This is a genomic window from Bradyrhizobium sp. CCGUVB14 (genome assembly GCF_024199935.1).
GTDB lineage: Bacteria > Pseudomonadota > Alphaproteobacteria > Rhizobiales > Xanthobacteraceae > Bradyrhizobium.
Window position 1 is genome coordinate 3664237 of sequence record NZ_JANADS010000001.1, and the last position, 21187, is coordinate 3685423.

Genomic DNA, 21187 nt, shown 5'->3' on the forward strand with positions numbered 1-21187 from the left:
TTTTTCAGCCGGTCTGCGTGGCTGCACTGATGGTCCGGCCCTCGACGCAATCGCGCCGAACGGAGTCCAGGGTCCGCCGCAGCCAGGTTTTGATCGTGCCGACCGGCACCCCAAAGCGCTGCGCCAACATCAGCCTGCTTTCACCGTCGAGATAGGCCAGCGACAGCAATTGCCGGCGTTGATCCGGGAGCCGTTGGATGGCGCGGATCGCGATGGGTTGGGCGAGGTCGTAGTCGAATGCGTCGTCGGACTCGGAAACGTCGGGCACCGACAGGGCTTCGTCGAAATCCGCGATCGGCATTTGCTTGAGCCGCGCTGCGTCGATCGCCGTGTGGCGCATGATCGCGCACATCCAGGTGATCGGCGAGGAGCGGCCTGGATCGAAGTGAGCTGCATGCTTCCAGATCTTCAGATAGGCCTCCTGGAGGAGGTCGTCGATATCAGCGCTGGATGGCGCGATCGAGTGGGCGGTCTTGAAGCTTGTTGCGCGTCGCGGCAAAAAGTTCGGCGAAGGCCCGCTGGTCGCCGCGCCCGACGCGGGCGAGAAGATGGCTCAAGCGCTCGATCGTCGGATCCCGTGCCGTCAATCTGCCGCAGCTCATGTCCTCGTCCTCCAGCCTGATCTGCCAAGAGAACGACCGCGCAGCGCGACTGGATCACATGAGGGCGTTCAAAGCCGCACGAAGGGGGAGATCAACCGGCCAAGCCAGCCGTGCATCTGCAAATCCCCGCTCATCGCCACGAGGCACAGGCACGGCATGTCGCTGCCGACGATCGGCTGATGATCGACCTCGCCGTCGCCGAAGTCGAAATCGCCGGGCCGATATTCGCCGCCCTGGTGGCTGAAGCTGCCTTTGAGCACCAGCGTCAGCTCCGTCCCGGTGTGCGTATGCTCCAGCATGCGCGTGCCGGGTGCCGACCACAGCAGAAACGCGCGCGATTTGTCCGCGCCGGGCAGGATGATCGGCTGCATCTTGACGCCAGGCGCGACGCGCCGGCTCTTGCCGAACCGGCAACGGAGCAGGATCTCCGGGAGGTCGTCGTCAAGTAGCTCCACTGGTTGCGAGGAGGCCGCCGCCGGCGGTGACGCCGGTTCATCGATCCTGGCCAAGAGCGTTGCGAACGCGTCGTCCGCCATTGCGACCGGGGGCGCTTGCTCGAGCGCGGCACCCGCAAGCTGCTCGATCGCGGCGATGAAGCGCTGGCACCGCGGGCATCGTGCGGCATGGACGCCGATGACAAGGCGGTCGGCCTCGTCAAGCCGGCCGGCGCCAAAATCGGCCAGCAGATCTTCGGGGGGATGATGGTTGATGGTCATGTCAATCGTCCAAGAGATCTCTAAGCCGCGCCATGGCAAGCCTGATGCGAGACTTGACCGTTCCGAGCGGAAGCCCGAGCCGCTCGGCGATCTCGCCGTGCGGCTGCTCGTCGATGAACGACATCCGGATCACCGTGGATTGCTCCTCCGATAATCGCAGCAGCGCTGCCGCCACGCGCGAGACGTCGTCGCTCCGGGTCATCATGGTCTCCGGCGATTCCGCGACCTCGGGCGTCTCATCCCGTTCTGCGCTCGCATTGGCCTTGGCCTGCCGTGCCGCTTGCCTCGCGGAATCGATCCGCAGATTGCGCGCGATCGTGAAGATCCATGCCGCCGCGCCTGCGGACGCCGGATCGAACTGGGCTGCCTTGCGCCAAACCGTCAGCAGCGTATTCTGCGCGATTTCCTCCGCGGCGTCGGCGGTCATCCCGGCCTTGCCCAGGAATCCCTTCACGCGCGGAGCAAAATGCTCGAACAAAAGCTTGAACGCGTCCCGATCGCCATGGGCCGCGACGCGTCCGATCAATTCAGCCCATTCCACTGTCGCCTTGGGCCTTTCGCCTATGAACCGTCGAGGCCGATCCCGCCGGGGAGCCGCCGCAAGGTGGCCGCGCCACAAGGGCCTGCTCACAGCTTGAAGACCGGCGTTCATGGAGCCTCGGTTGACATGTCGCTTCCATAACGACGGACGCGGTCATCCGGATCACCTCCAGAAGCCCTTTGTTTTAAGGGCCCGGCTCGGCGACGACAAGCACCGGTCTCACTGGCCGTGGTTCGAACCGCCGGCTCGCATGTCCGGGGGCAGGCATGCAGGGAACGGCATTCGATAGGAGTTGGAACACCGCGCGGCGCGCGGTAATCTGTTGCCGCGAAGCGAGGGTGCAGCATGCAACAGAAATCCGTCACGACCGACATCCTCGATATCGCCTATCTCGACTACGGCGCGCCGGATGGCTGGCCCTGCATCATGGGCCACGGCTTTCCCTATGACGTGAACGCCTATGCCGAGGCCGCGCCGCTGATCGCGCAGGCTGGCGCGCGGGTGCTGGTGCCGTATCTGCGCGGCTACGGGCCGACGCGGTTTCGCTTCCCCGAGACGCTGCGCTCCGGCGAGCAGGCGGCGCTCGGCGCCGATCTGCTCGCCTTCATGGATGCGCTCGGCATCAGCCGCGCCGTCGTCGGCGGCTATGATTGGGGCGGGCGCGCGGCCTGCGTCGTCTCGGTGCTGCATCCCGAACGCGTGGTCGGGCTGGTCACCGGCAATTCCTACAACATCCAGGATATCGCCCGCTCCATGGAGCCGGCCTCGCCGCCGCAAGAAGCCGCGCTGTGGTATCAATATCTCTTCCACAACGAACGCGGCCGCCGCGCGCTGGAGCGCAATCGCCGCGGCTTTGCCCGTCAGCTCTGGGCGATGTGGTCGCCGACATGGGCCTTCGACGACGCGACCTTCGAGAAGAGCGCCGTTTCGTTCGACAATCCCGACTTTGTCGACGTCGTGATCCATTCCTATCGCCACCGCTATGCGCTGGTCGAAGGCGATCCCGCCTATGCGGCGATCGAGGCAAAGCTTGCAGAGCAGCCGCCGGTCCGCGTTCCCACGATCGCGATCGACGGTGACAGCGATGGCGTCATTTCCGGCACCGCGCACCACGCGCGCAAGTTCGAGGGCTTTTTCGAGCGGCGCGTCTTTGCCGGCGCGGGCCACAATCTGCCGCAGGAGCGGCCGGCCGAATGGGCCCAGGCCGTGATCGACGTGCGCAAGGCGGCCGCAGGATCCTGATTTTCGCGATTCCAGGAACTTTTCGCCGTCGCCGTCGTCCAATCCTGAGCTGCGCGTCAAGCTGCCAGGGAGATGACCATGACCGAGGACAAGAAGCCGAGCGGGCCCGACCTGACCACGGGCGTGTCGCCGGGCGAGTTCAAGGACGGCAAGCTGCTCGGCCATGTCGGCGAGGACGACGTCCTGCTGGTGCAGACCGGCAGCGATGTCTTTGCGATCGAGCCGTCCTGCAGCCACTATCACGGCCCGCTCGCCGAAGGGCTGGTGGTGGGCGATACCATCCGCTGCCCCTGGCATCACGCCTGCTTCTCCTTGCGCACGGGCGAGGCGACGCGGCCGCCGGCGTTGAGCGCCCTGGCGGTGTGGGAGGTGACGCGCGATCGCGACAAGATCATCGTCGCGCGCAAGCGCGAGGCACCAAAACCGTCGTCAGCTCATCGCAGCGCACCGACAGGCGAAAAGTTCGTCATTGTCGGCGGCGGTGCGGCCGGCTTCGCGGCGGCCGAGACGCTTCGCCGCGAGGGATTTGCCGGCGCCATCACCATGCTCAGCAGTGACGGCGCGATGCCGGTCGATCGGCCGAACCTCTCCAAGGACTATCTCGCCGGCAATGCGCCGGAGGACTGGCTGCCGCTGCGCAGCGAGGATTTTTACCAGGACGCCGGTATCGATCTCCGGCTCAACACCAATGTCTCAGCCATCGATCCGAAGACGCGCAGCGTGACGCTCGGCCATGGCGACAAGCTGCAGTTCGACCGGCTGCTGCTTGCGACCGGTGCAGAGCCCGTCAAACTCCAGATCCCGGGCGCCGACCAGCCGCATGTCCACACCTTGCGCTCGGTGGCCGACAGCCGCGCCATCATCAAGGCCGCAAGCGGCGCCAAGCGCGTGCTGGTGATCGGTGCGAGTTTCATCGGCCTCGAGGTCGCGGCGTCGCTGCGCGCGCGCAAGCTCGAGGTGCATGTGGTCGCACCAGAGGAGCGGCCGATGCAGAAGGTGCTCGGGTCTGACATGGGCGACTTCGTTCGCGCGCTGCACGAAGAGAACGGGGTCAATTTCCACCTGAAGGACACGGTCACGACGCTCGACGGCACGCGCGCGACACTGAAGAGCGGAGCCGTGATCGATGCCGACCTTGTCGTGGTCGGCATCGGCGTCAAGCCGCGGCTTGCGCTGGCCGAGCAGGCGGGTCTTGCCATCGATCATGGCGTCGGCGTGAACGACTATCTCGAGACCAGCGCATCCGGCATCTTCGCCGCCGGCGACATCGCGCGATGGCCCGATCCGCATTCGGGGCAGAACATCCGCGTCGAGCACTGGGTGGTCGCGGAGCGGCAGGGCCAGACCGCGGCGCGCAACATGCTCGGCAAGCGCGAACGCTTCGACGCGGTGCCGTTCTTCTGGAGCCAGCATTACGACGTCCCGATCAACTATGTCGGCCATGCCGAGAGCTTCGACGACATCGCCGTCGACGGCAGCATTCCGGACAAGGACTGCCTGCTCAGGTACTGCAAGGGCGGCCGTGTGCTCGCGATTGCCTCAATTTACCGAGATCTCGACAGTCTCAAGGCCGAGCTCGAGATGGAGCGGTCGCGGCCTTGATTTGCGTCAAGGCTGGCGGCCTCCGCGGCTGCTCTGCTGGCTGTCGTCCTGGTGCCATCAGTGCTATCCTGAGATGTGCTCTGGGTCTTCACATTCAGGAGTAGCCGTCATGACAAGCGCTTCGGATACGTCTCCCAACCTTGGCCTCGGCTCGGGCCTTGCTGCGCTGCACGCCAAATGGGGCTGGATCGTCGCCCTCGGCGTCGTCTACCTCGTCACCGGCTTCATCGCGCTCGGCAGCATGGTGATGGCGACGGTGGCGAGCGTGCTGGTGGTCGGTGCGATGATGGTCGTCGCAGGGTTCACCGAGGTGATCGGCGCCTTTCAGATGAAGAGCTGGGGCAAGTTCACGCTCTGGGCCCTGCTCGGCGCGCTCTACATCGTCGCGGGCTTCCTGACCTTCGAGAACCCGTTGTTTGCAGCAGCGCTGCTGACGCTGTTCCTGGGCGCCTCGCTGCTCGCCTCCGGTGCGGTGCGGCTGTTCCTCGCTTTCAGCATGAAGCGCGAAAGCCCGTGGGTCTGGGTCGCGCTGTCCGCAATCATCACGCTGCTGCTTGGGCTGTTGATCCTGGCGCGCTGGCCGGTCAACAGTGTCTACATCCTCGGCCTGTTCCTCGGCATCGATCTGATCATGGCGGGCGCCGGCTGGATCAGCCTCGGCTTCAGCATGAAGCGGCGCGGCTGATCGATCAGCAACTCGACGCAAGACCATCTTGCGGAACTCCGCTGAGCTGACGCGTTGGCAAAAGGCAGCACGCCGCGCGGTCGCCTCGCGCGGACGATGAAGCTCCGGGGAGAAACCATGAAAGCCGCTTTGGTCCTGGCCGCAGCGCTGGCTGCCGCCTGTCTGTCCGCGCCTGCCTCCGCACAGAAATCCTACGGTCCAGGGGTCACCGACACCGAGATCAAGATCGGCAACACAATGCCCTATAGCGGGCCGGCGTCGCTGCTCGGCATCACCGGGCGGGTGCTGTCGGCCTATTTCGAAGAGATCAACGAGAAGGGCGGCGTCAACGGCCGCAAGCTCAATCTGTTGTCGCTCGACGACGCCTTCTCGCCGCCGAAGACCATGGAAGCGGCGCGGCGGCTGGTCGAGGGCGACGGCGTCGCCTTCATCTTCGCGACCATGGGGACCGCGCCAAGCTCGGCGATCGCAAAATATCTCAACAGCAACAAGGTGCCGCAGCTGTTCTTGATCAGCTCGGCCTCGAAGTGGAACGATCCCGCCAACATGCCGTGGTCGATGGCGCTGCCCTGGGCGCCGAACTACACCAGCGAAGCCGCGATCGATGTGGCCTATGCCCGCGCCAAGAATCCGAACGCGCGCTTCGCCGTGCTCTACCAGAACGACGACGCCGGCAAGGAATATTTTCGCGGCGTCAAGGAAGCGCTCGGCGCTGACGCCGACAAGGCGATCGCGATGGCCTCGAGCTTCGAGGTCACCGATCCCACCGTCGATTCCCAGGTGCTGACGCTGGCCAACACCAAGGCCGACGTCTTCATGATCTACTCGGTGACGCCGCGCGCCTGCGCGCAAGCGATCCGAAAAGCGCATGAGGTCGGCTGGCAGCCGACGCGCTTCCTGGCCTCCGGCTGCGCCAACAAGGCGACCGTGATGGCGCCGGCGGGCCTCGACGCCGGCAAGGGCGTGCTGTCGCTCGGCTCGCTCAAGCCGTTCACGGCCGAGCCGAAGGACGATCCGGCGATGTCGGCCTATATCGACTTCATGAAGCGGCGCCTGCCCAATGCCGACATCAACAACGTCGCCGCGCTCTACGGCTATACGGTGGCCGAAGCGCTGGTGGTGGTGCTGAAGCAGTGCAAGGACAATCTGACGCGCGAGAACATCATGGCGCAGGCCTCGAACCTGAAGAACGTGCCGCTGTCGCTGCTGCTGCCTGGGATCACGCTCAACACCACGCCGCAGGATTTCCGTCCGATCAAGGACGGCTACATGCTGCAGTTCGACGGCAATGATTGGGTGGTTGCGAGCGAGCTGCTGAAGGGGACCTAACGTGCCGCAGAGACAGTGCACCCTCTCCCCTTGCGGGAGAGGGTGGATCGCCGCGAAGCGGCGAGACGGGTGAGGGGTATATCTCCGCGAGTCGAGTTGTCATTTGAATATATGGAGAGATACCCCTCATCCGGCGCTTCGCGCCACCTTCTCCCGCAAGGGGAGAAGGGAAGAGGCACCTTCATCAGGCGCGGCTTTCTCGACGCGAACAGGAGACCATCATGGACTTTCAACACTCCGCCCGTTCGCTCGAGCTGCAGGAGCGCGTCGGCCGGTTCATGCGGACGCATGTCGAGCCGGTCGAGGAACTCTATTACGAGCAGGTGAAGCCGGAGGCCGCGCGCTACAAGACACCGCAAGTGCTGCAGGATCTGAAGCGGCTGGCGCAGGAGCAGGGGCTCTGGAACCTGTTTCTGTCAGGTGAACACGGACCCGGCCTGACCAATCTCGAATACGCGCCCGTGAAGGAGATCATGGGCCGCATCCTCTGGGCGCCCGAAGTGTTCAATTGCTCGGCGCCCGACGTCGGCAACATGGAGGTGCTCGCCAATTACGGCACCAAGGCGCAGCAGGAGCGCTGGCTGAAGCCGCTGCTGGAGGGGCGCATCCGTTCCGGCTTCTCGATGACCGAGCCGCAGGTCGCCTCCAGCGATGCCACCAACATCCAGTGTGCGATCACGCGCGACGGCGACGACTATGTCATCAACGGGCGGAAGTGGTTCACCTCGGGCGCGATGAACGAGGATTGCGAGATCCTGATCGTGATGGGCAAGACCGCGCCCGACGATCCTGATCGTCATCGCCAGCAATCCATGATCCTGGTGCCGAGAGCGACGCCCGGCGTCCGCATTATCAGGGATATGCTCACCTATGGCTATGACGACGCGCCGGTCGGCCATCCCGAGATCGTCTACGAGAATGTCCGCGTGCCCGCCGAGAACATGCTGCTCGGCGAGGGCCGCGGCTTCGAGATCGCGCAAGGCCGGCTCGGCCCCGGCCGCATCCATCATTGCATGCGGCTGATCGGCTGCGCCCAGCGTGCCCTCGAATTGATGTGCCAGCGCTCGGTCTCCCGCGTTGCGTTCGGCAAGCCGCTCGCCGAGCAGGGCTCGGTGCGCGAGGACATTGCGCATTCCTTCTGCGAGATCGCGCAGGCGCGACTGCTCACGCTGCAGGCCGCCGACAAGATGGACCGCGAAGGCAACAAGGCTGCGCGCGACCTGATCGCCGCGGCCAAGATCGTGGTGCCCAGCATGGCCGCCCGCGTGATCGATCGCGCCATCCAGATCCACGGCGCCGCCGGCGTCTCGCAGGATACGTTCCTCGCGCGTGCCTACGTCTATGCGCGCTTCATCCGCATCGGTGATGGCCCGGATCAAGTGCATCTCGCTGCCGTCGGCAAGGAGCTGATCAAGCGCGGCGGCGTGATGGGGTAGCGAGGTTGGCGCCTCGTCGTCATCGCAATTTGAAGTCGAATCTCCGCTGCTTTCCGTGAGTTCGCAGTAGCTGCGTGAGCGCTGATCGTTGCGGAACAACGACATGCAGCGTGGCTGCAGTGTGGCGTCATTGCGGTTTTCGCGCGCGCTGCGCCATGCATCTTCGTCGCTGACCACGTAAGACTCCGGATGTCGTGATGCGCGATTCTTCGGAGTCATGTTGCTGACGCATTCCCTGTCTTAGACGTCGACAACGAAAACACTGTGCGGGACCGCTCTGGTTCCTGCGACGGTTCCGCAGCCAGGGGTTGGCGCGAATCCGCAAAAGACTGGCGCAAGTTCAAAACGCTTCCGCGTTTGCTTGACCAGGTTCTGCGGCCTCGGGAACCGGACGATCGAAAATCAAAGGAGATGTAATGGTGTTCCGCTCGAGCGCCGCAATTTGCGGCGCCCTGGCTACGCTTGCCGTTTCTGTCAGCGTTGCTCGTAGTGAAACAGTTGGGGTTCATTCAAGTGCCGTCGTCGATGCTGCCTCGGGCAAGAGGATCGTTGGCGCAGCATCCACGTATAATCCATTCAAGCCCGGCAAGGAGGAAGGCGGTCCAAAGACAGCCTCGGGCGAGCGCTATGATCCCGAGGTCTGGACGGCTGCGATCAAGACGAGCCTTCGTCAGAAATTCGGTGGGGTCCAATTCGGTGCGAGACCGAAATTCGCGCTGGTCGAGGCCATCGGCAAGAAGGTCATCGTCAAGATCAATGACGTGGGGCCGCTCAGGCCTGGCCGCATCATCGACCTCAATGAGCGGACCATGCGCCATTTCGATCCGAGCATGGAGCGCGGAGTCATTCCTGACGTGACGGTCACGCCGCTGGCCGGCGACGATTGGACTTGCGGGCCGGTTGGCTGAACGTTCGTTGATCTGGATCAACGAGGACATGCCGCGGGATGGCGCGATGCAATTGCGCCATCCCATCCGCATCGCACCGGAGCCCCGTCATGTGGGTCCTGATGTACGTGTTTTCCTATTCGATCAGTCCGGCCGCGACCAACGACCGGACCGAATGGCGGCTGCTGCCGACCGTCGTGTTTCAGGAATTCTCGACCGAGGAGCGGTGCAAGGCGGCCAAGTCGACGCTCGAGGCGAGCTTGAGTCAGGCGGGAGCCAGGTTGAAGAGCGGCCTGGAAGATCTGAAGAGCCTGGGAAAGGCCGATCCAAGTCAGATCATCATCGCCTACAACGTGGAATGCCTGCCGAAATAGGCTGAACAACTTACCTGCTTGGCCCTGCGGCGAACGAGACCTGCCGTCGCCCGTAAATCTCCCAATGGACGTTTTGGCACAAACTGCACAGGTCCTTGACTCGATCATCGGTTAAGTTCGGGCATGGGCATTGAGTTGATCGTGCGTGTGGTGACCATTGCGGCCGGTGTTTTCACCGTCGTCGCCGTGTCCGCGCTCGTATTGCTCCATTGATCTATCTCAACTGGCGACCCCGGCGCGGGTATTTCCTGTCATCGGCAGGACATGCAAGCGGGGTGCAACGATGCGGCCGTGGGCTTTGCATTCGCTGGTTTGGGGCCTGACCGCCATCGGCCTGATCGCCATCGTCTCCATGATGCTCTGAGAATGATGCTCTGAGACGATGGGCCTGCGCGGCCCATTGCAGGCTGCAGCATGCCGATGGATGATGAGGCATGGCAGGTCAACATCCCATCCCCACACTCATCGTCTTCGGCGGTCTTCCCGGTACCGGGAAGACCACGCTCTCGCGCGAACTGACGCGACGGTTGGCCGCGACCTATATCCGCGTCGACGCGATCGAACAGACCCTGCGCGGGGCGGGCCGGGACGTCGGCCCGATGGGCTACGTCATCGCCAATGCACTGGCGGGAGAAAATCTGCGGCTCGGCCGCATGGTCGTCGCGGACTGCGTCAATCCGGTGCAGGCAAGCCGTGACGGCTGGCGGCAAACCGCCATGCAGGCATCGGCGCGCATCGCCGAGATCGAAGTGATCTGCAGCGACGTGGCTCTGCACCGGCAGCGCGCGGAAGCGCGCGCGTCCGACATCGCGGGCCTCAAACTGCCGGGCTGGCAGGACATCGTCGGCCGGCACTATGAGTCATGGGATCGCGATCGTCTGGTGCTCGATACCGCCGATGCTTCGATCGATCACCTGCTCGAACGTGCCGAAAGCTATGTTCGCGACGGGACCGGGTGATCCGGTTTCACGCCCGCGCGACATTTTGTCAGCACGATCCCGTCATCATCCGTTCAAGATTCGCGGCTAGTGTTTCATTCGACGGTTGGTTCGCCGGATGTACGCGGACTGGATCGCAAGCCTCGGCCTTCGTGCCGGGGCTTTTCGTTTTTGGAGCACGAGAAAGCGCGGTCAGCCGCGCTTTCTTCGCGCTTCGTTGTAGCGGAGCGCGTCGACGATCACCTTGAACGCCGCCGAGTTCTGCCGCGAGGTCGGATAATAGATGTAGTAGCCGTCGAATTTCGGCGACCAGTCGTCGAGCACGATGACGAGCTCGCCGGACCGGAGCTGCCGCGTCACCATGTCCTCGGGAAGGTAGGCGATGCCAAAGCCGTTCACGGCTGCCTCGATCATGGCGCGGGAGTCGTTGAAGGTCAGTTGCCCCTCGACCCGCACCCGGAGGTCGGGACCGTTTTTGGCGAACTCCCACACATAATGGCCACCGGCCGCCGCGCGCCGCTTGATGCAGACGTGATCGAGGAGATCCTGCGGATGCTTCGGCTTCGGATGCTGTTTCAGATAGGCAGGCGAGGCGACCGCGACCAGCCGCCAATCCGGGCCGACGCGCACGGCGATCATGTCCTTCTCGACGCTCTCGCCGAGGCGGATGCCGGCATCGAAACCGTCTTCGACGATGTTGCGAAAGGCCGTGTCGAGGCTGAACTCGACCTTGATATCGGGATACTTTTTTAGCACCGGCGCCAGCTTCGGCCAGACCACCTTGTCCAGCGCGTGGTCCGAGAGCGTGATCCGGATGGTGCCGGACGGCGTGTCGCGCAGCGACATCAGCGCGGCGATATCGCGCTCGATCTCCTCGATGCGCGGTGCGACTGACTGCTGCAGTCGCTCGCCGGCCTCGGTCAGGCCGACACTTCGGGTCGTGCGCGTGAGAAGCCGCAGGCCCATCTGCGATTCCAGCCGCTTGATCGTATGGCTGAGCGTCGACTGCACGACGCCCAGTTTGGCGGCGGCCTTCGTGAAGCTGCGCTCGCGGGCGACCGCCACGAAAGCCAGCAGATCGTTGAAATCCTGAGCTGCCATGGCCGTTACTATTCATGGCCCACATCGATTAATGCAAGCAAATTATAGCGGCTAATCGAACGCCGCACGGGGCTCTATGTGTTGCGATGAACGGCGCCGGGCTTGGGCGCCTTGCGACACACGGAACCCCATGGACGTCACGACAGATCAGAAGACAGTGCAGCCGATGGCCGCATGGAGCGCGGTTTTCGCCGTGTCTCTTTGCGCCTCGACGCTCGTCGCAACCGAATGGATGCCGGTGAGCCTGCTCACGCCGATTGCGGACACTCTCCAGCTGACGGAAGGACAGGCCGGGCAAGCGATTTCCATCTCCGGCCTGTTCGCTATTCTCACCAGTCTTTTCATCTCGACCTCGACGCGCGGGATCGATCGCCGATCGGTGCTGCTGGGGCTCACTTGTATTACGCTGGTTTCCGGTGTCGTCGTGGCGTTCGCGCCGAACTACCCGGTCTTCATGCTCGGGCGCGCTCTGGTGGGCATGGCCGTCGGCGGCTTCTGGTCGATGTCTGCCGCGACCATGATCCGCATCGTGCCCGCGAAGGATGTGCCGCGCGCACTCGCGGTTCTTAACGGTGGGAACGCGTTGGCAACGACGATTGCCGCGCCGATGGGAAGCTTCCTCGGGCAATATATCGGCTGGCGGGGTGCGTTCTTTTGCGTCGTACCGATCGCGGCGCTGACCCTGCTTTGGCAATTCGTCACGCTGCCGAAGATGCCGAGCCAGGAGCGCGCAGGCGCGGCGGCCGCCTTCAAGGTCCTGCGCCGACCGGAAGTGCCCTACGGCATGCTTGCAGCGGCGTTGTTCTTCCTCGGGCAGTTCTCGCTGTTCACCTATTTGCGGCCGTTCTTCGAAACGATCACGCGCGTCGACGTCACGACCATTTCGGCGTTGCTGCTCGTGATGGGCGTGGCCGGTCTCATCGGCACGTCGTTGATCGGGATGATCATACGGCAACGTCTTTACACCTTGCTGGTGGTCATGCCGTTCGCAATGGCCGCGATGGCCGTCGCCCTCACGGTGTTTGGCAGCTCACTTGGCGCCACGACGGCGCTGATGTTCCTGTGGGGTTTCGTCGGCACTGCTGCACCGGTCGGCTGGTGGACCTGGCTCAGCAAGGCCTTGCCGGATGACGCGGAAGCAGGCGGAGGCCTGATGGTCGCGGTGGTTCAGCTCGCGATCACGCTGGGCGCAGCAGGCGGCGGCGTGCTGTTCGACAGCAACGGCTATCGTGCCACGTTCCTGTTCAGCGGCGTTATCCTCGTTCTCTCTTCGATCGTCATTCTGATCGGAGCGCTGCGCCGCAAGGTGAAAGCGGACTCGCAGTGCGCCGCCTGCGTGCCGGCGAGCGCCACTCCATAACGCAACTCATCAAGGAGGCAACAGATGCAGATTCGACAAGCAGGCTCCCAGGCGTCGATGCGGGCTCCGGCGGAGTATTTCACCGGCACGGTCCGTATCGATCCGCTATTTCCGGCCACCGATCCGTCGCGCGTCGCCGGTAATCACGTCACGTTCGAGCCCGGCGCGCGCACGGCGTGGCATACGCACCCGTTCGGTCAAATCCTTATCGTCACGTCCGGCCGCGGCTGCGTGCAGCGTTGGGGCGGCCCGATCGAGGATATCCGGCCAGGCGACGTGGTCTCGTTCGAGCCCGGCGAGAAGCACTGGCACGGGGCGTCGCAACAGACGGCCATGAGCCATATCGCCATCCAGGAGGCGCTTAACGGCAGCCCGGTCGAATGGATGGAAAAGGTCAGCGACGAACAGTACGGCGCAGCTGCCGCCAACGGAGACCGATAATGAAAGCAACCGTCCTCCATGGGCCCGGCGATGTCCGCTATGAAACCGTCGACGATCCCAGGATCATTCACCCGACCGACGCCATCATCAAGCTGTCGGCCACCTGCATCTGCGGTTCCGACCTCTGGCCCTATCGCGGGCTACAGCCGAAGGATGGCCCCGCGCATATGGGGCATGAATATTGCGGCGTTGTGATCGAGGTCGGCCGCGCGGTGCGGACCATCAGGCCCGGCCAGTTCGTCGTCGGCTCGTTTTGCCTTTCGGACAACACCTGCCCGCATTGCAAATTCGGTTTCCAGTCGTCGTGTGAGCAGCGGGAGTTCATGTCGGGCGCGCAGGCTCCCTACGCGCGCGTTGCGCTCGCCGATGGCACGCTGGTTGCGACCAGCGAGATGCCGGGACGCGATCTCGTCCCGCATCTGCTCGCGACCTCCGACGTGCTCGGGACCGGCTGGTACGCGGCGGACGCTGCGAACGTAAAGCAAGGCTCGGTGGTCGCGGTGGTCGGCGACGGTGCTGTCGGCCTCATGGGTGTGCTTGCAGCGAAAGAGATGGGCGCGGAGCGCATCATCGCCATGAGCCGCCACAAGACGCGGCAGGATCTGGCCCGGGAGTTCGGCGCCACCGATATCGTCGTCGAGCGTGGCGCCGAAGGCATCGCGCGCGTCAAGGAGCTGACCCGGGGCATCGGCGCCGACTCGGTGCTCGAATGCGTCGGTACGCAGGAAGCCATGTCACAGGCCATCGAATGCACGCGTCCGGGCGGCACGATCGGCTATGTCGGCGTTCCCCATGGCGTGACCTTCGATGGCCAGGCGCTGTTCTTCGGGCAGCGGCGCATGCTCGGCGGTCCCGCTCCGGTGCGGCGGTTCCTGCCCGATCTCATGGAGCGGGTGCTCAATGGACGGATTCAGCCGGGCAAGGTGTTCGATCTCACGCTGCCGATCGATCAGGTCGCCGAAGGCTACAAGGCCATGGACGAGCGCCGTGCGATCAAGACGATGCTGACGGTGTGATGGCGGGGCAGGGCGCCCGAGCGACGAGATTCAACCGGGCGGGATTTCGTCGAGCGGCCAGATGGGACGGCGGACTTTTCGGTAGGACAGCTTGCTGTGATCGTTGGTGGCAAGGCCGCCGCTGTCGGCCAGGATCACCTCCTTGGCCATAGGCCCGAAGGCGGCCCGGAAGTGGTGCGCAGACTTGACTGCGACGATCCGGAATTGAGCCGGTTCTGCTCCGAGAATTCGGAACATTTCCTGATCGTAGGTCTGCAGCGTGTTGGTCGAGATCGCGATCGAGATGCCGTTGACCTCGAGCAAGGCCGTGGGCCCGAGCGTCATGGGCTGACCGGCATTCATCGGCCCCTCGCAGACGAAGGCGCCGTCCGACAGGCCGGTCACCCGTCCCATCAGCGTGAGCGGAGGTCCGTAGCTGGCGGGATGCCGCTTGGCGCCGACAACGACATCCAGGCTGGCCCCAAGTCCAGCGGCATGGCAGCGCGCCGCGGCTTCGGGATCGCCGAGGACGCCGAACAGCACGCTTTGGATGTCGGCCTGCAGCAGAGCCTCCAGCAGGCGGACACCGTCGCCGTAGGCACCCGAGCCCGGGTTGTCGCTGAAATCGCCGATCACGAGGGGACGTGTATCCGCGACGTCAGCTGCGGCTGAGGCGGCAAGCTTCGTCGCGGTCGGCAAGTCCAGCGGCGTGACGGTGACCTCGGCGCGCCGGCGGATCATCTCGTCCTGGAGCGCAGTTGCGGCCTGCCGCGCGGCCGCTTCGGCGGCGTTGTGGGAGGCATCATAGGTGACCTGAACGCTGGGGCCGACCTCGGCAATATCAGCGCGGCTGAAGCCAGCGCAGACATCGACGGACAAAAGGCCGGGCGTTTGGGCCTGCATGTCCGCAGCGCGCACCAGCAGGTCGCTCATCACCCCGCCCTGGGTCCGCCCGTGATTGCATCCGTCGAGCAGAGCTCCCTGCAGGCGGAACACTTTCGGGCGGGTCGCGCCGTCCATCGCCGATTGCAGCAGTTCAGCGGCGCGAAACGCCGTCTCATATTGGTCGATGTGCGGGTAGGTGCGGTAGGGCAGCATGATGCTGGCCAGCCGGCCCATGCGTTCAGTGACGTTGGCATGCAGATCGAGCGTCACCGCAATCGGGATTTTTTCGCCGAGACGCTTGCGCAATCCTTCGAGCAGCGCTCCCTCGGCGTCGTCGTCGGTCTCGGTCACCATTGCGCCGTGCAATGCGAGGATGACGCCGTCGAACGGCCCCGTTTCGCAGGCATCAAAGACCAGGCGCTGCAATTCGGCCCAGCACTCGGCCGTCACCTTTCCGGATGGGGTGGCCGCGGCGGCGACCGGCTGCACGAGGGTCCAGCCGTAACGTCTGGCTGCGGCCAGATGCGCGGCGATCTCCATCCTGGTGTCGGCCAGCGCGGCGGCGATCTCGGCATCACGTAGAAACAGCCGCTTGCGATAATCCTCGAGCGTCGTCGGAACGATCGAGAAAGTGTTGGTCTCGTGGGCGACCTGTGCCGAGAGAACGCGCCGCGTCTGACTCATGGAATTTCCCTTTTTTGGTCTTGCTTCATCCAATCCGGCGAAAGCTCAGCCGCGTCGGCACACATCGATCTCCTGCCTGCCGCGATGCATCCTCGCCACGCCTTGCGTCATATGCAATAGGCTAGTGCAATAGGCTTGCCGCTATCGGTCGCGGCTCTGCAGGCTCCCGATCAGCCGCCCAACCAGCTCATCGATCTTGCCCAGCGCCGTTGGCGGATCGAGGAACTCGATATCGTCCACGTTCCAGTATTCGACGCGATGGGAAACCTCGGCAAAGCGACGCTCGATCATCGGGCGATGCTCGGCGTCCTTCAGCGCGACCACGAGCGTCGCCTCTGCGAAGTCGGCGACGGTGCAAAGTACCGGACCGCGCGCAGCGCCTCCCGGCGCGATGCCTTTGGCCTGCAAGGCGTTCAACGTGTAGGGCGACATCGGCCCCACGTTTTCAGGGAAAAGCTTGTCGGCGACGCCGCGCGAGAAGGCATGCCAACCCAGCCCTTCGCGCCCGGCCTGATGGTTGAAAATCTCTTCGGCATAGCGGCTTCGATAGTAATTGCCCGTGCAGAGAAACAGCACGCGATTGGTCTTGGTCATCAAAGCCGCAATTCCATCAAAGGTCTGCCCCATGCCACTTGGCGGTCATGTGGTCCTGCAAGAACAAGCTAGCACGGCTCCGCGCCGAGTGACACGTAGCTCTTTGAGCCCTCAACAGCGCAGCCTCGTAACGACCTGCGGCAGTGACGCCAGGAGCAGCACGACGCAGACGCAAAACAGCACAATGTCCTTGAACAGGAACTCGCCTGCCAGATTCCAGGCCATGGGGTCGGTCGAGATGCTCCATGTCACGACGCCAGGGGTGGTGAAAAAGAACGACCACGTGACGGCGAAAGTGACCACACCCATCAATGATCCCAGCGCCGAGAGGATCGGGCTGAATGCACCGGCAGCCAGCAAGGCCGCAATCACGAGTTCGGTGACGCCGAGAAAGTAGGCTTCGCCTCGCAATCCGAAGATCGATAGCCACGAGACAAACGGGCTGTTGCTGATGAATTGCGCGATGCCCTGGGCCGACTGCGGCGTGAACTTCTGCATGCCGAACGACACGAAGATCACGACCATGACCCAGCGCAGGATCGCCAGCGGTCGATACGACCCAGCCCCGTCTTCTGCGATATGGAAGTTTGTTCTCACTAGTTCAGTCATTTCACCGCCTTTGATGATGCATTCATTGCTGGCGTTACGGTCGCGCCTCCGCGCTCGTTACGCGCGCTGCGCGCGTTTCAGTTCACGATTGTGTGCGTGCAGCCCTAGCGAAAATGTCAGGGAGCGCGGGAATAATTGATCTCGAAACGTAATAATGGCCGTTTGCCCCCGAACTCTCTCCTGGGCTCGAATTCAATACGGAGAACGACAATGCTTGGTGAGGTGATCGTGATCGGAGATCTCAAGCTGCGAGACGGCGCGTCGGGGGATGCGTACGATCGCCTCGGTGAGCGCATGTATGAGATCGTGAGCGGCCTTCCGGGATTTCAGTCCGTGAAATCATTCAAGGCGGATGACGGGGAGGAAATCACCGTGTTTCGCTTCGCCTCGGAACAGGCGCTCGAAGGCTGGCGGACCCATCCCGAACATATCGAAGCCATGAAGCGAGGTCATGCCGAATTCTACGCCAGCGGATTTTTGCAGATCTGCCGAGTCATTCGCGAAGTCGGCCCGTTCGAGCACGGGTGATGCGGTCCGGCGGTGCCGGACGGTGTCTGCGGCAGGCGTGTTCAGTCGTCGCCTGAGGTTCGGGGGCACCCATGATGACATCATGCCGGTGTTTTGCCCGACGTGTCAAATTGATTTCGTAAAATCAGCAATCGTGTGGCGCGGGGCTTGCCGCGCCTACTGTGCATGGGGTTGTTTTCGCGTTTTTGGTTTGAGCGGCCTGCCCGGAGCCGGCAGACGCCCGCGATCACCCGGCCTTGGCGATGCGGCTGTCCGAGCGCAGGTTCTGGAAGAATTTTTCCACCTCGCGCGACAGCGTGTCCGCCGTCGCGGTCAGGCTGCCTGCCGCCGTCAGCACCGAGGTCGCCGCCGTGTCGGTCTCGCCGATGGCGTCGCGCAGCGAGGTGATGTTGGCGACCAGCGTCTCGTTGCCCTGGGCTGCCGATTGCGCGTTGGAGGAGATCTCGCGCGTCGCCGCGTCCTGCTGGCCGACGGCGCCGGCAATCGCCGATGTCACCTCGTTGATCTCGCGCACCGCGCCGCCGATCTCGCGGACGGCGTCGACCGCGTTGCGGGTGGAGGACTGGATCATCGCGACGTTCTCGCTGATGTCGGCGGTCGCCTTCGCGGTCTGACCGGCCAGTGCCTTCACTTCATGCGCGACGACGGCAAAGCCGCGGCCGGCATCGCCGGCGCGGGCGGCCTCGATGGTGGCGTTGAGCGCGAGCAGGTTGGTCTGCTCGGCGATCGTCTGGATGAGGGTCAGCACGCCGTCGATGCGCTGCGTGGCGGCGGCGAGGCTCTCGATCTCGGCGATCGACTTTTCGGTGCGCTGGCCGGTCTGCTCGACGGCGCTGGCGGACTGCCGCACCTGGCGGCCGATCTCTTCCACCGACGCCGACAGTTCCTCGGCCGCACCCGCCACCGCGGTGACGTTGTTTGAAGCCTGCTCGGTGGCGCTGGCCGCCGTGCCGGCGCGGCTGTTGGCATCCGCGGTGACGCGGGTGATGGTCTGCGCGGTCTCGCGCATGACGGAGGCGTTGTCGCTCAGCCCGCGCATGATCGCGCCGATCGCCTCGCGGAACGCGTCGACCGACTGCTCGATGTGGCGAGCGCGCTCTTCGCGTGCCGCGGAATCCCGCGAGACCTGCGAGGCGAGGTTGCGGTTGCGGCCCATCGCGTCCTGGAACACCTCGATGGCGCGGGCCAGCGCGCCGATCTCGTCGGCGCGGCCGGAGTGCGGCACCACGATGTTCTCGGCGCCGTCGGCAACCTGCTTGATGGTCGCGGTGATCGCGGCGAGTGGCCGCGCGATCGAGCGGGCGATGATGATGATGCCGATCACGACCAGCGCCAGCGCGACGCCGCCGAGGCAGGTCAGCACGAAGGACAGCGTGCGGTTGGTCTCGGTCTCGCGTGCGATCTGCCTGGCGCGCTCGGCATAGACCTTGGAGAGCGCCTCGAGATCCTTGTTCAGCGCGGAGCGCACGGCGCGGTTGGCGTCGTTGTCGCCCCATTCGCGGCCCGCGGCCGCATTGATCTCGACGCCGCGGCGCACGAGCTCCTTGCGGAAGTCGACGAACTGCTCGATGCGCTTCTTGAAGGTGGCGAACTGCTCGGAATCGTCGGCCTTGACGATGGTCTCCCAGCCTTTCACCACATTGAGGATCTGCTCGTTGAACTTGAGCAGGCCCTCGCCGTATTTCTTCACCACCGCCGGCTCGCTCGACATGTAGACGCCGCGCGACTCCATCACGACCGCATAGACCAGCGAGTTGACGCGCTCGACGTTCAGCGCCGCCGCATTGGCCGTCTCGATCGCACTGGTCAGCTCGGCGCTGCGGCGGCTGTTGTAGTCGGACAGCATCGCGATCGCCGCGGTGAGCAGGGCGAACAGCGCGAAGATCGCATAGAGCTTGGTCGCCAGCGAGAAGCGGCCGGCCAGGCCGGCGGCATTCCCAGATCGGTCTGATGTCATGGTGCAGGAGTCCGAATGGCCGGGAGTGGCCGGACGCGCGGTCGTCAAAAAATGATGCAAAACTATGCAGAATGAAGATGGACGCGGCGTTAACGCGGCCCTGGGCCCCCTTCGCCCTTGGTCGAAGGAAAGGTAAGATATTTCAGCGTCTTGATCCGGGGGTATAATCTTCGGATCGCCTTGGAGTCGGCCACTGGCCGATGAACCTGCGGAGCTGCCTTTGGTCTACCGCCATACGATCGACGCCACGACCTACACCTTCCCCGACCTGCGCGACCTCCTCGCCAAGGCGACGCCGCCGCGCTCCGGCGACCGGCTGGCCGGCATTGCCGCTGGGACCGCCGAGCAGATGATCGCGGCGCGGATGGCGCTGGCGGACGTTCCCCTCAGTCAATTCCTCAACGAGGCTGTCATCCCCTACGAGGCCGACGAGGTCACCCGCCTCGTCATCGACAGCCATGACGCCAGGGCGTTTGCCCCCATGGCCTCGCTGACGGTCGGAGCTTTCCGCGACTGGCTGCTGTCGGACGCCGCCACGCCGGAGGTCCTGCGCAAGCTCGCACCCGGCATCACGCCGGAGATGGCGGCCGCGGTGTCGAAGCTGATGCGCAACCAGGACCTGATCCTGGCGGCGCGGAAATGCGAGGTCGTCACCGCCTTCCGCAACACCATCGGCCTGAAGGGCCGGATGAGCACGCGGCTGCAGCCCAACCATCCCTTCGACGATGCCAGGGGCATCACCGCCTCGATCCTCGACGGCCTGTTGCTCGGGGCCGGCGATGCCTGCATCGGCATCAATCCGGCGAGCGACGATCCGGCCGTCATCGCGCAATTGTTGCGGCTCCTGGACGAGATCATCGCGCGGCTGAAGATCCCGACCCAAAGCTGCGTGCTGACCCATGTCACCACGACGCTTTCGCTGATCGGGCAGGGCGTGCCGGTCGACCTCGTCTTCCAGTCGGTCGCCGGCACCGAGGCCGCCAACCGCAGCTTCGGCATCGACCTCGCATTGCTGAAGGAGGCGCATGAGGCCGGGCTGTCGCAAAAGCGCGGCACGGTCGGCGAGAACGTGATGTATTTCGAGACCGGGCAGGGCTCGGCGCTGTCGGCCAATGCCCACCACGGCGTCGACCAGCAGACCTGCGAGGCGCGCGCCTATGCGGTCGCCCGTGCCTATGCGCCGTTGCTGGTCAACAGCGTGGTCGGCTTCATCGGCCCGGAATATCTCTATGACGGCAAGGAGATCATCCGGGCGGGACTGGAGGATCATTTCTGCGGGAAGCTGCTCGGCCTGCCGCTCGGCATCGACATCTGCTACACCAACCATGCCGAGGCGGACCAGGACGACATGGACAATCTGCTGACGCTGCTCGCGGCCGCCGGCGTCACCTTCATCATGGGGGTGCCCGGCGCCGACGACGTCATGCTGAACTACCAGTCCACCTCCTTCCACGATGCGCTCTATGTCCGCGACGTCTTCGGCGCGGCCCGGGCGCCCGAGTTCGACGACTGGCTGGTCCGGACCGGGATTGCGGGTCCCGACTTCCGGCTTGCCCGCGACGCAGGCCTGTTGCCCGATTTCGCCTCCCGGTTGATCGCATGACCAAAAATCGCGCTAAAAACTTCCATCTGCCGGCGTGAACCGGGGAAACCATTGGCGCGTCTCACGAATTAGTTCGGT

At 64.4% G+C, this 21187-nt stretch carries 22 protein-coding genes; 13 read left to right on the top strand and 9 right to left on the bottom strand.

Going from position 1 to position 21187, the window contains the following annotated elements; all coding sequences use genetic code 11:
* Window positions 1–4 precede the first annotated feature (4 nt).
* From NLM32_RS16930 to NLM32_RS16940, 4 genes are all read right to left on the bottom strand, one after another.
* Window positions 5–499: a sigma-70 family RNA polymerase sigma factor gene (locus NLM32_RS16930; protein WP_309144850.1), complete on the bottom strand. Its 495-nt coding sequence runs from the start codon at window positions 497–499 to the stop codon at window positions 5–7.
* The gene (locus NLM32_RS46115) at window positions 441–602 is read right to left on the bottom strand and encodes a hypothetical protein (protein ID WP_309144890.1); all 162 of its coding nucleotides are present in this window, start codon (window positions 600–602) and stop codon (window positions 441–443) included. The genes NLM32_RS16930 and NLM32_RS46115 overlap by 59 nt, the downstream gene beginning before the upstream one ends.
* Window positions 603–670: 68 nt before the next feature.
* Entirely contained in the window at window positions 671–1318 is a 648-nt protein-coding gene (locus tag NLM32_RS16935; protein WP_254130076.1) for a ChrR family anti-sigma-E factor, read from the bottom strand.
* Window position 1319: 1 nt separating this feature from the next.
* On the bottom strand, window positions 1320–1859 hold the full coding sequence (locus tag NLM32_RS16940) for a sigma-70 family RNA polymerase sigma factor (protein ID WP_254130077.1): 540 nt from the start codon (window positions 1857–1859) through the stop codon (window positions 1320–1322).
* A gap of 345 nt (window positions 1860–2204) precedes the next feature.
* Between NLM32_RS16940 and NLM32_RS16945 the strand changes: the two genes are divergently transcribed.
* The 8 genes from NLM32_RS16945 (at window position 2205) to NLM32_RS16980 (ending at window position 10373) form a co-directional block, all read left to right on the top strand.
* On the top strand, window positions 2205–3101 hold the full coding sequence (locus tag NLM32_RS16945; RefSeq protein ID WP_254130078.1) for an alpha/beta fold hydrolase: 897 nt from the start codon (window positions 2205–2207) through the stop codon (window positions 3099–3101).
* Between the two features lie 78 nt (window positions 3102–3179).
* Entirely contained in the window at window positions 3180–4703 is a 1524-nt protein-coding gene (locus NLM32_RS16950; protein WP_254130079.1) for an FAD-dependent oxidoreductase, read from the top strand.
* Between the two features lie 109 nt (window positions 4704–4812).
* A complete protein-coding gene (locus NLM32_RS16955) occupies window positions 4813–5388 on the top strand; it encodes an HdeD family acid-resistance protein (RefSeq protein WP_254130080.1) in 576 nt (191 codons plus the stop codon).
* Between the two features lie 117 nt (window positions 5389–5505).
* On the top strand, window positions 5506–6717 hold the full coding sequence (locus NLM32_RS16960; protein WP_254130081.1) for an ABC transporter substrate-binding protein: 1212 nt from the start codon (window positions 5506–5508) through the stop codon (window positions 6715–6717).
* Window positions 6718–6938: 221 nt separating this feature from the next.
* Entirely contained in the window at window positions 6939–8153 is a 1215-nt protein-coding gene (locus NLM32_RS16965; protein ID WP_254130082.1) for an acyl-CoA dehydrogenase family protein, read from the top strand.
* A 416-nt stretch (window positions 8154–8569) separates the two neighbouring features.
* Entirely contained in the window at window positions 8570–9061 is a 492-nt protein-coding gene (locus NLM32_RS16970; RefSeq protein WP_254130083.1) for a septal ring lytic transglycosylase RlpA family protein, read from the top strand.
* Between the two features lie 89 nt (window positions 9062–9150).
* A complete protein-coding gene (locus NLM32_RS16975; RefSeq protein ID WP_254130084.1) occupies window positions 9151–9414 on the top strand; it encodes a hypothetical protein in 264 nt (87 codons plus the stop codon).
* A gap of 434 nt (window positions 9415–9848) precedes the next feature.
* Window positions 9849–10373, top strand: coding sequence for an AAA family ATPase (locus NLM32_RS16980; protein WP_254130085.1), 525 nt, complete (start codon window positions 9849–9851; stop codon window positions 10371–10373).
* A gap of 171 nt (window positions 10374–10544) precedes the next feature.
* Here the strand turns inward: NLM32_RS16980 and NLM32_RS16985 are convergent, their stop codons facing one another.
* The gene (locus tag NLM32_RS16985; protein ID WP_254130086.1) at window positions 10545–11453 is read right to left on the bottom strand and encodes a LysR family transcriptional regulator; all 909 of its coding nucleotides are present in this window, start codon (window positions 11451–11453) and stop codon (window positions 10545–10547) included.
* 130 nt (window positions 11454–11583) lie between these two features.
* On the opposite strand from NLM32_RS16985, the gene NLM32_RS16990 reads away from it, so the two are divergent.
* From NLM32_RS16990 to NLM32_RS17000, 3 genes are read left to right on the top strand one after another with little or no spacing between them, the layout of a single operon-like run.
* Entirely contained in the window at window positions 11584–12813 is a 1230-nt protein-coding gene (locus tag NLM32_RS16990; RefSeq protein WP_254130087.1) for an MFS transporter, read from the top strand.
* Between the two features lie 24 nt (window positions 12814–12837).
* Window positions 12838–13254 carry a cupin domain-containing protein gene (locus tag NLM32_RS16995; protein ID WP_254130088.1) on the top strand — a complete coding sequence of 139 codons (417 nt, stop codon included), beginning with the start codon at window positions 12838–12840 and terminating at the stop codon, window positions 13252–13254.
* On the top strand, window positions 13254–14270 hold the full coding sequence (locus tag NLM32_RS17000) for a zinc-dependent alcohol dehydrogenase family protein (protein WP_254130089.1): 1017 nt from the start codon (window positions 13254–13256) through the stop codon (window positions 14268–14270). The genes NLM32_RS16995 and NLM32_RS17000 overlap by 1 nt, the downstream gene beginning before the upstream one ends.
* A gap of 30 nt (window positions 14271–14300) precedes the next feature.
* Here the strand turns inward: NLM32_RS17000 and NLM32_RS17005 are convergent, their stop codons facing one another.
* The 3 genes from NLM32_RS17005 to NLM32_RS17015 form a co-directional block, all read right to left on the bottom strand.
* Window positions 14301–15818, bottom strand: a complete 1518-nt coding sequence (locus NLM32_RS17005) for a M81 family metallopeptidase (protein WP_254130090.1) — start codon at window positions 15816–15818, stop codon at window positions 14301–14303.
* Between the two features lie 141 nt (window positions 15819–15959).
* The gene (locus NLM32_RS17010) at window positions 15960–16412 is read right to left on the bottom strand and encodes a low molecular weight phosphatase family protein (RefSeq protein ID WP_254135328.1); all 453 of its coding nucleotides are present in this window, start codon (window positions 16410–16412) and stop codon (window positions 15960–15962) included.
* Between the two features lie 111 nt (window positions 16413–16523).
* Window positions 16524–17021, bottom strand: a complete 498-nt coding sequence (locus tag NLM32_RS17015) for a YkgB family protein (RefSeq protein WP_254130091.1) — start codon at window positions 17019–17021, stop codon at window positions 16524–16526.
* A gap of 228 nt (window positions 17022–17249) precedes the next feature.
* Between NLM32_RS17015 and NLM32_RS17020 the strand changes: the two genes are divergently transcribed.
* Window positions 17250–17549 carry an antibiotic biosynthesis monooxygenase gene (locus tag NLM32_RS17020; RefSeq protein WP_254130092.1) on the top strand — a complete coding sequence of 100 codons (300 nt, stop codon included), beginning with the start codon at window positions 17250–17252 and terminating at the stop codon, window positions 17547–17549.
* 226 nt (window positions 17550–17775) lie between these two features.
* Here NLM32_RS17020 and NLM32_RS17025 read toward each other — a convergent pair whose 3' ends face one another.
* Window positions 17776–19506, bottom strand: a complete 1731-nt coding sequence (locus NLM32_RS17025) for a methyl-accepting chemotaxis protein (RefSeq protein ID WP_254130093.1) — start codon at window positions 19504–19506, stop codon at window positions 17776–17778.
* A 220-nt stretch (window positions 19507–19726) separates the two neighbouring features.
* On the opposite strand from NLM32_RS17025, the gene NLM32_RS17030 reads away from it, so the two are divergent.
* Window positions 19727–21109: an ethanolamine ammonia-lyase subunit EutB gene (locus tag NLM32_RS17030; protein ID WP_254130094.1), complete on the top strand. Its 1383-nt coding sequence runs from the start codon at window positions 19727–19729 to the stop codon at window positions 21107–21109.
* Window positions 21110–21187: the final 78 nt, after the last annotated feature.

Coding starts and splice junctions, on each gene's coding strand:
- NLM32_RS16995 (WP_254130088.1), top strand. CDS start 12,838: ATGCAGATTCGACAAGCAGGCTCCCAGGCGTCGATGCGGGCTCCGGCG.
- NLM32_RS16960 (WP_254130081.1), top strand. CDS start 5,506: ATGAAAGCCGCTTTGGTCCTGGCCGCAGCGCTGGCTGCCGCCTGTCTG.
- NLM32_RS16955 (WP_254130080.1), top strand. CDS start 4,813: ATGACAAGCGCTTCGGATACGTCTCCCAACCTTGGCCTCGGCTCGGGC.
- NLM32_RS16965 (WP_254130082.1), top strand. CDS start 6,939: ATGGACTTTCAACACTCCGCCCGTTCGCTCGAGCTGCAGGAGCGCGTC.
- NLM32_RS16990 (WP_254130087.1), top strand. CDS start 11,584: ATGGACGTCACGACAGATCAGAAGACAGTGCAGCCGATGGCCGCATGG.
- NLM32_RS17005 (WP_254130090.1), bottom strand. CDS start 15,818: ATGAGTCAGACGCGGCGCGTTCTCTCGGCACAGGTCGCCCACGAGACC.
- NLM32_RS17000 (WP_254130089.1), top strand. CDS start 13,254: ATGAAAGCAACCGTCCTCCATGGGCCCGGCGATGTCCGCTATGAAACC.
- NLM32_RS16985 (WP_254130086.1), bottom strand. CDS start 11,453: ATGGCAGCTCAGGATTTCAACGATCTGCTGGCTTTCGTGGCGGTCGCC.
- NLM32_RS16975 (WP_254130084.1), top strand. CDS start 9,151: ATGTGGGTCCTGATGTACGTGTTTTCCTATTCGATCAGTCCGGCCGCG.
- NLM32_RS16950 (WP_254130079.1), top strand. CDS start 3,180: ATGACCGAGGACAAGAAGCCGAGCGGGCCCGACCTGACCACGGGCGTG.
- NLM32_RS16935 (WP_254130076.1), bottom strand. CDS start 1,318: ATGACCATCAACCATCATCCCCCCGAAGATCTGCTGGCCGATTTTGGC.
- NLM32_RS17015 (WP_254130091.1), bottom strand. CDS start 17,021: ATGACTGAACTAGTGAGAACAAACTTCCATATCGCAGAAGACGGGGCT.
- NLM32_RS17010 (WP_254135328.1), bottom strand. CDS start 16,412: ATGACCAAGACCAATCGCGTGCTGTTTCTCTGCACGGGCAATTACTAT.
- NLM32_RS16970 (WP_254130083.1), top strand. CDS start 8,570: ATGGTGTTCCGCTCGAGCGCCGCAATTTGCGGCGCCCTGGCTACGCTT.
- NLM32_RS16980 (WP_254130085.1), top strand. CDS start 9,849: ATGGCAGGTCAACATCCCATCCCCACACTCATCGTCTTCGGCGGTCTT.
- NLM32_RS46115 (WP_309144890.1), bottom strand. CDS start 602: ATGAGCTGCGGCAGATTGACGGCACGGGATCCGACGATCGAGCGCTTG.
- NLM32_RS16945 (WP_254130078.1), top strand. CDS start 2,205: ATGCAACAGAAATCCGTCACGACCGACATCCTCGATATCGCCTATCTC.
- NLM32_RS17025 (WP_254130093.1), bottom strand. CDS start 19,506: ATGACATCAGACCGATCTGGGAATGCCGCCGGCCTGGCCGGCCGCTTC.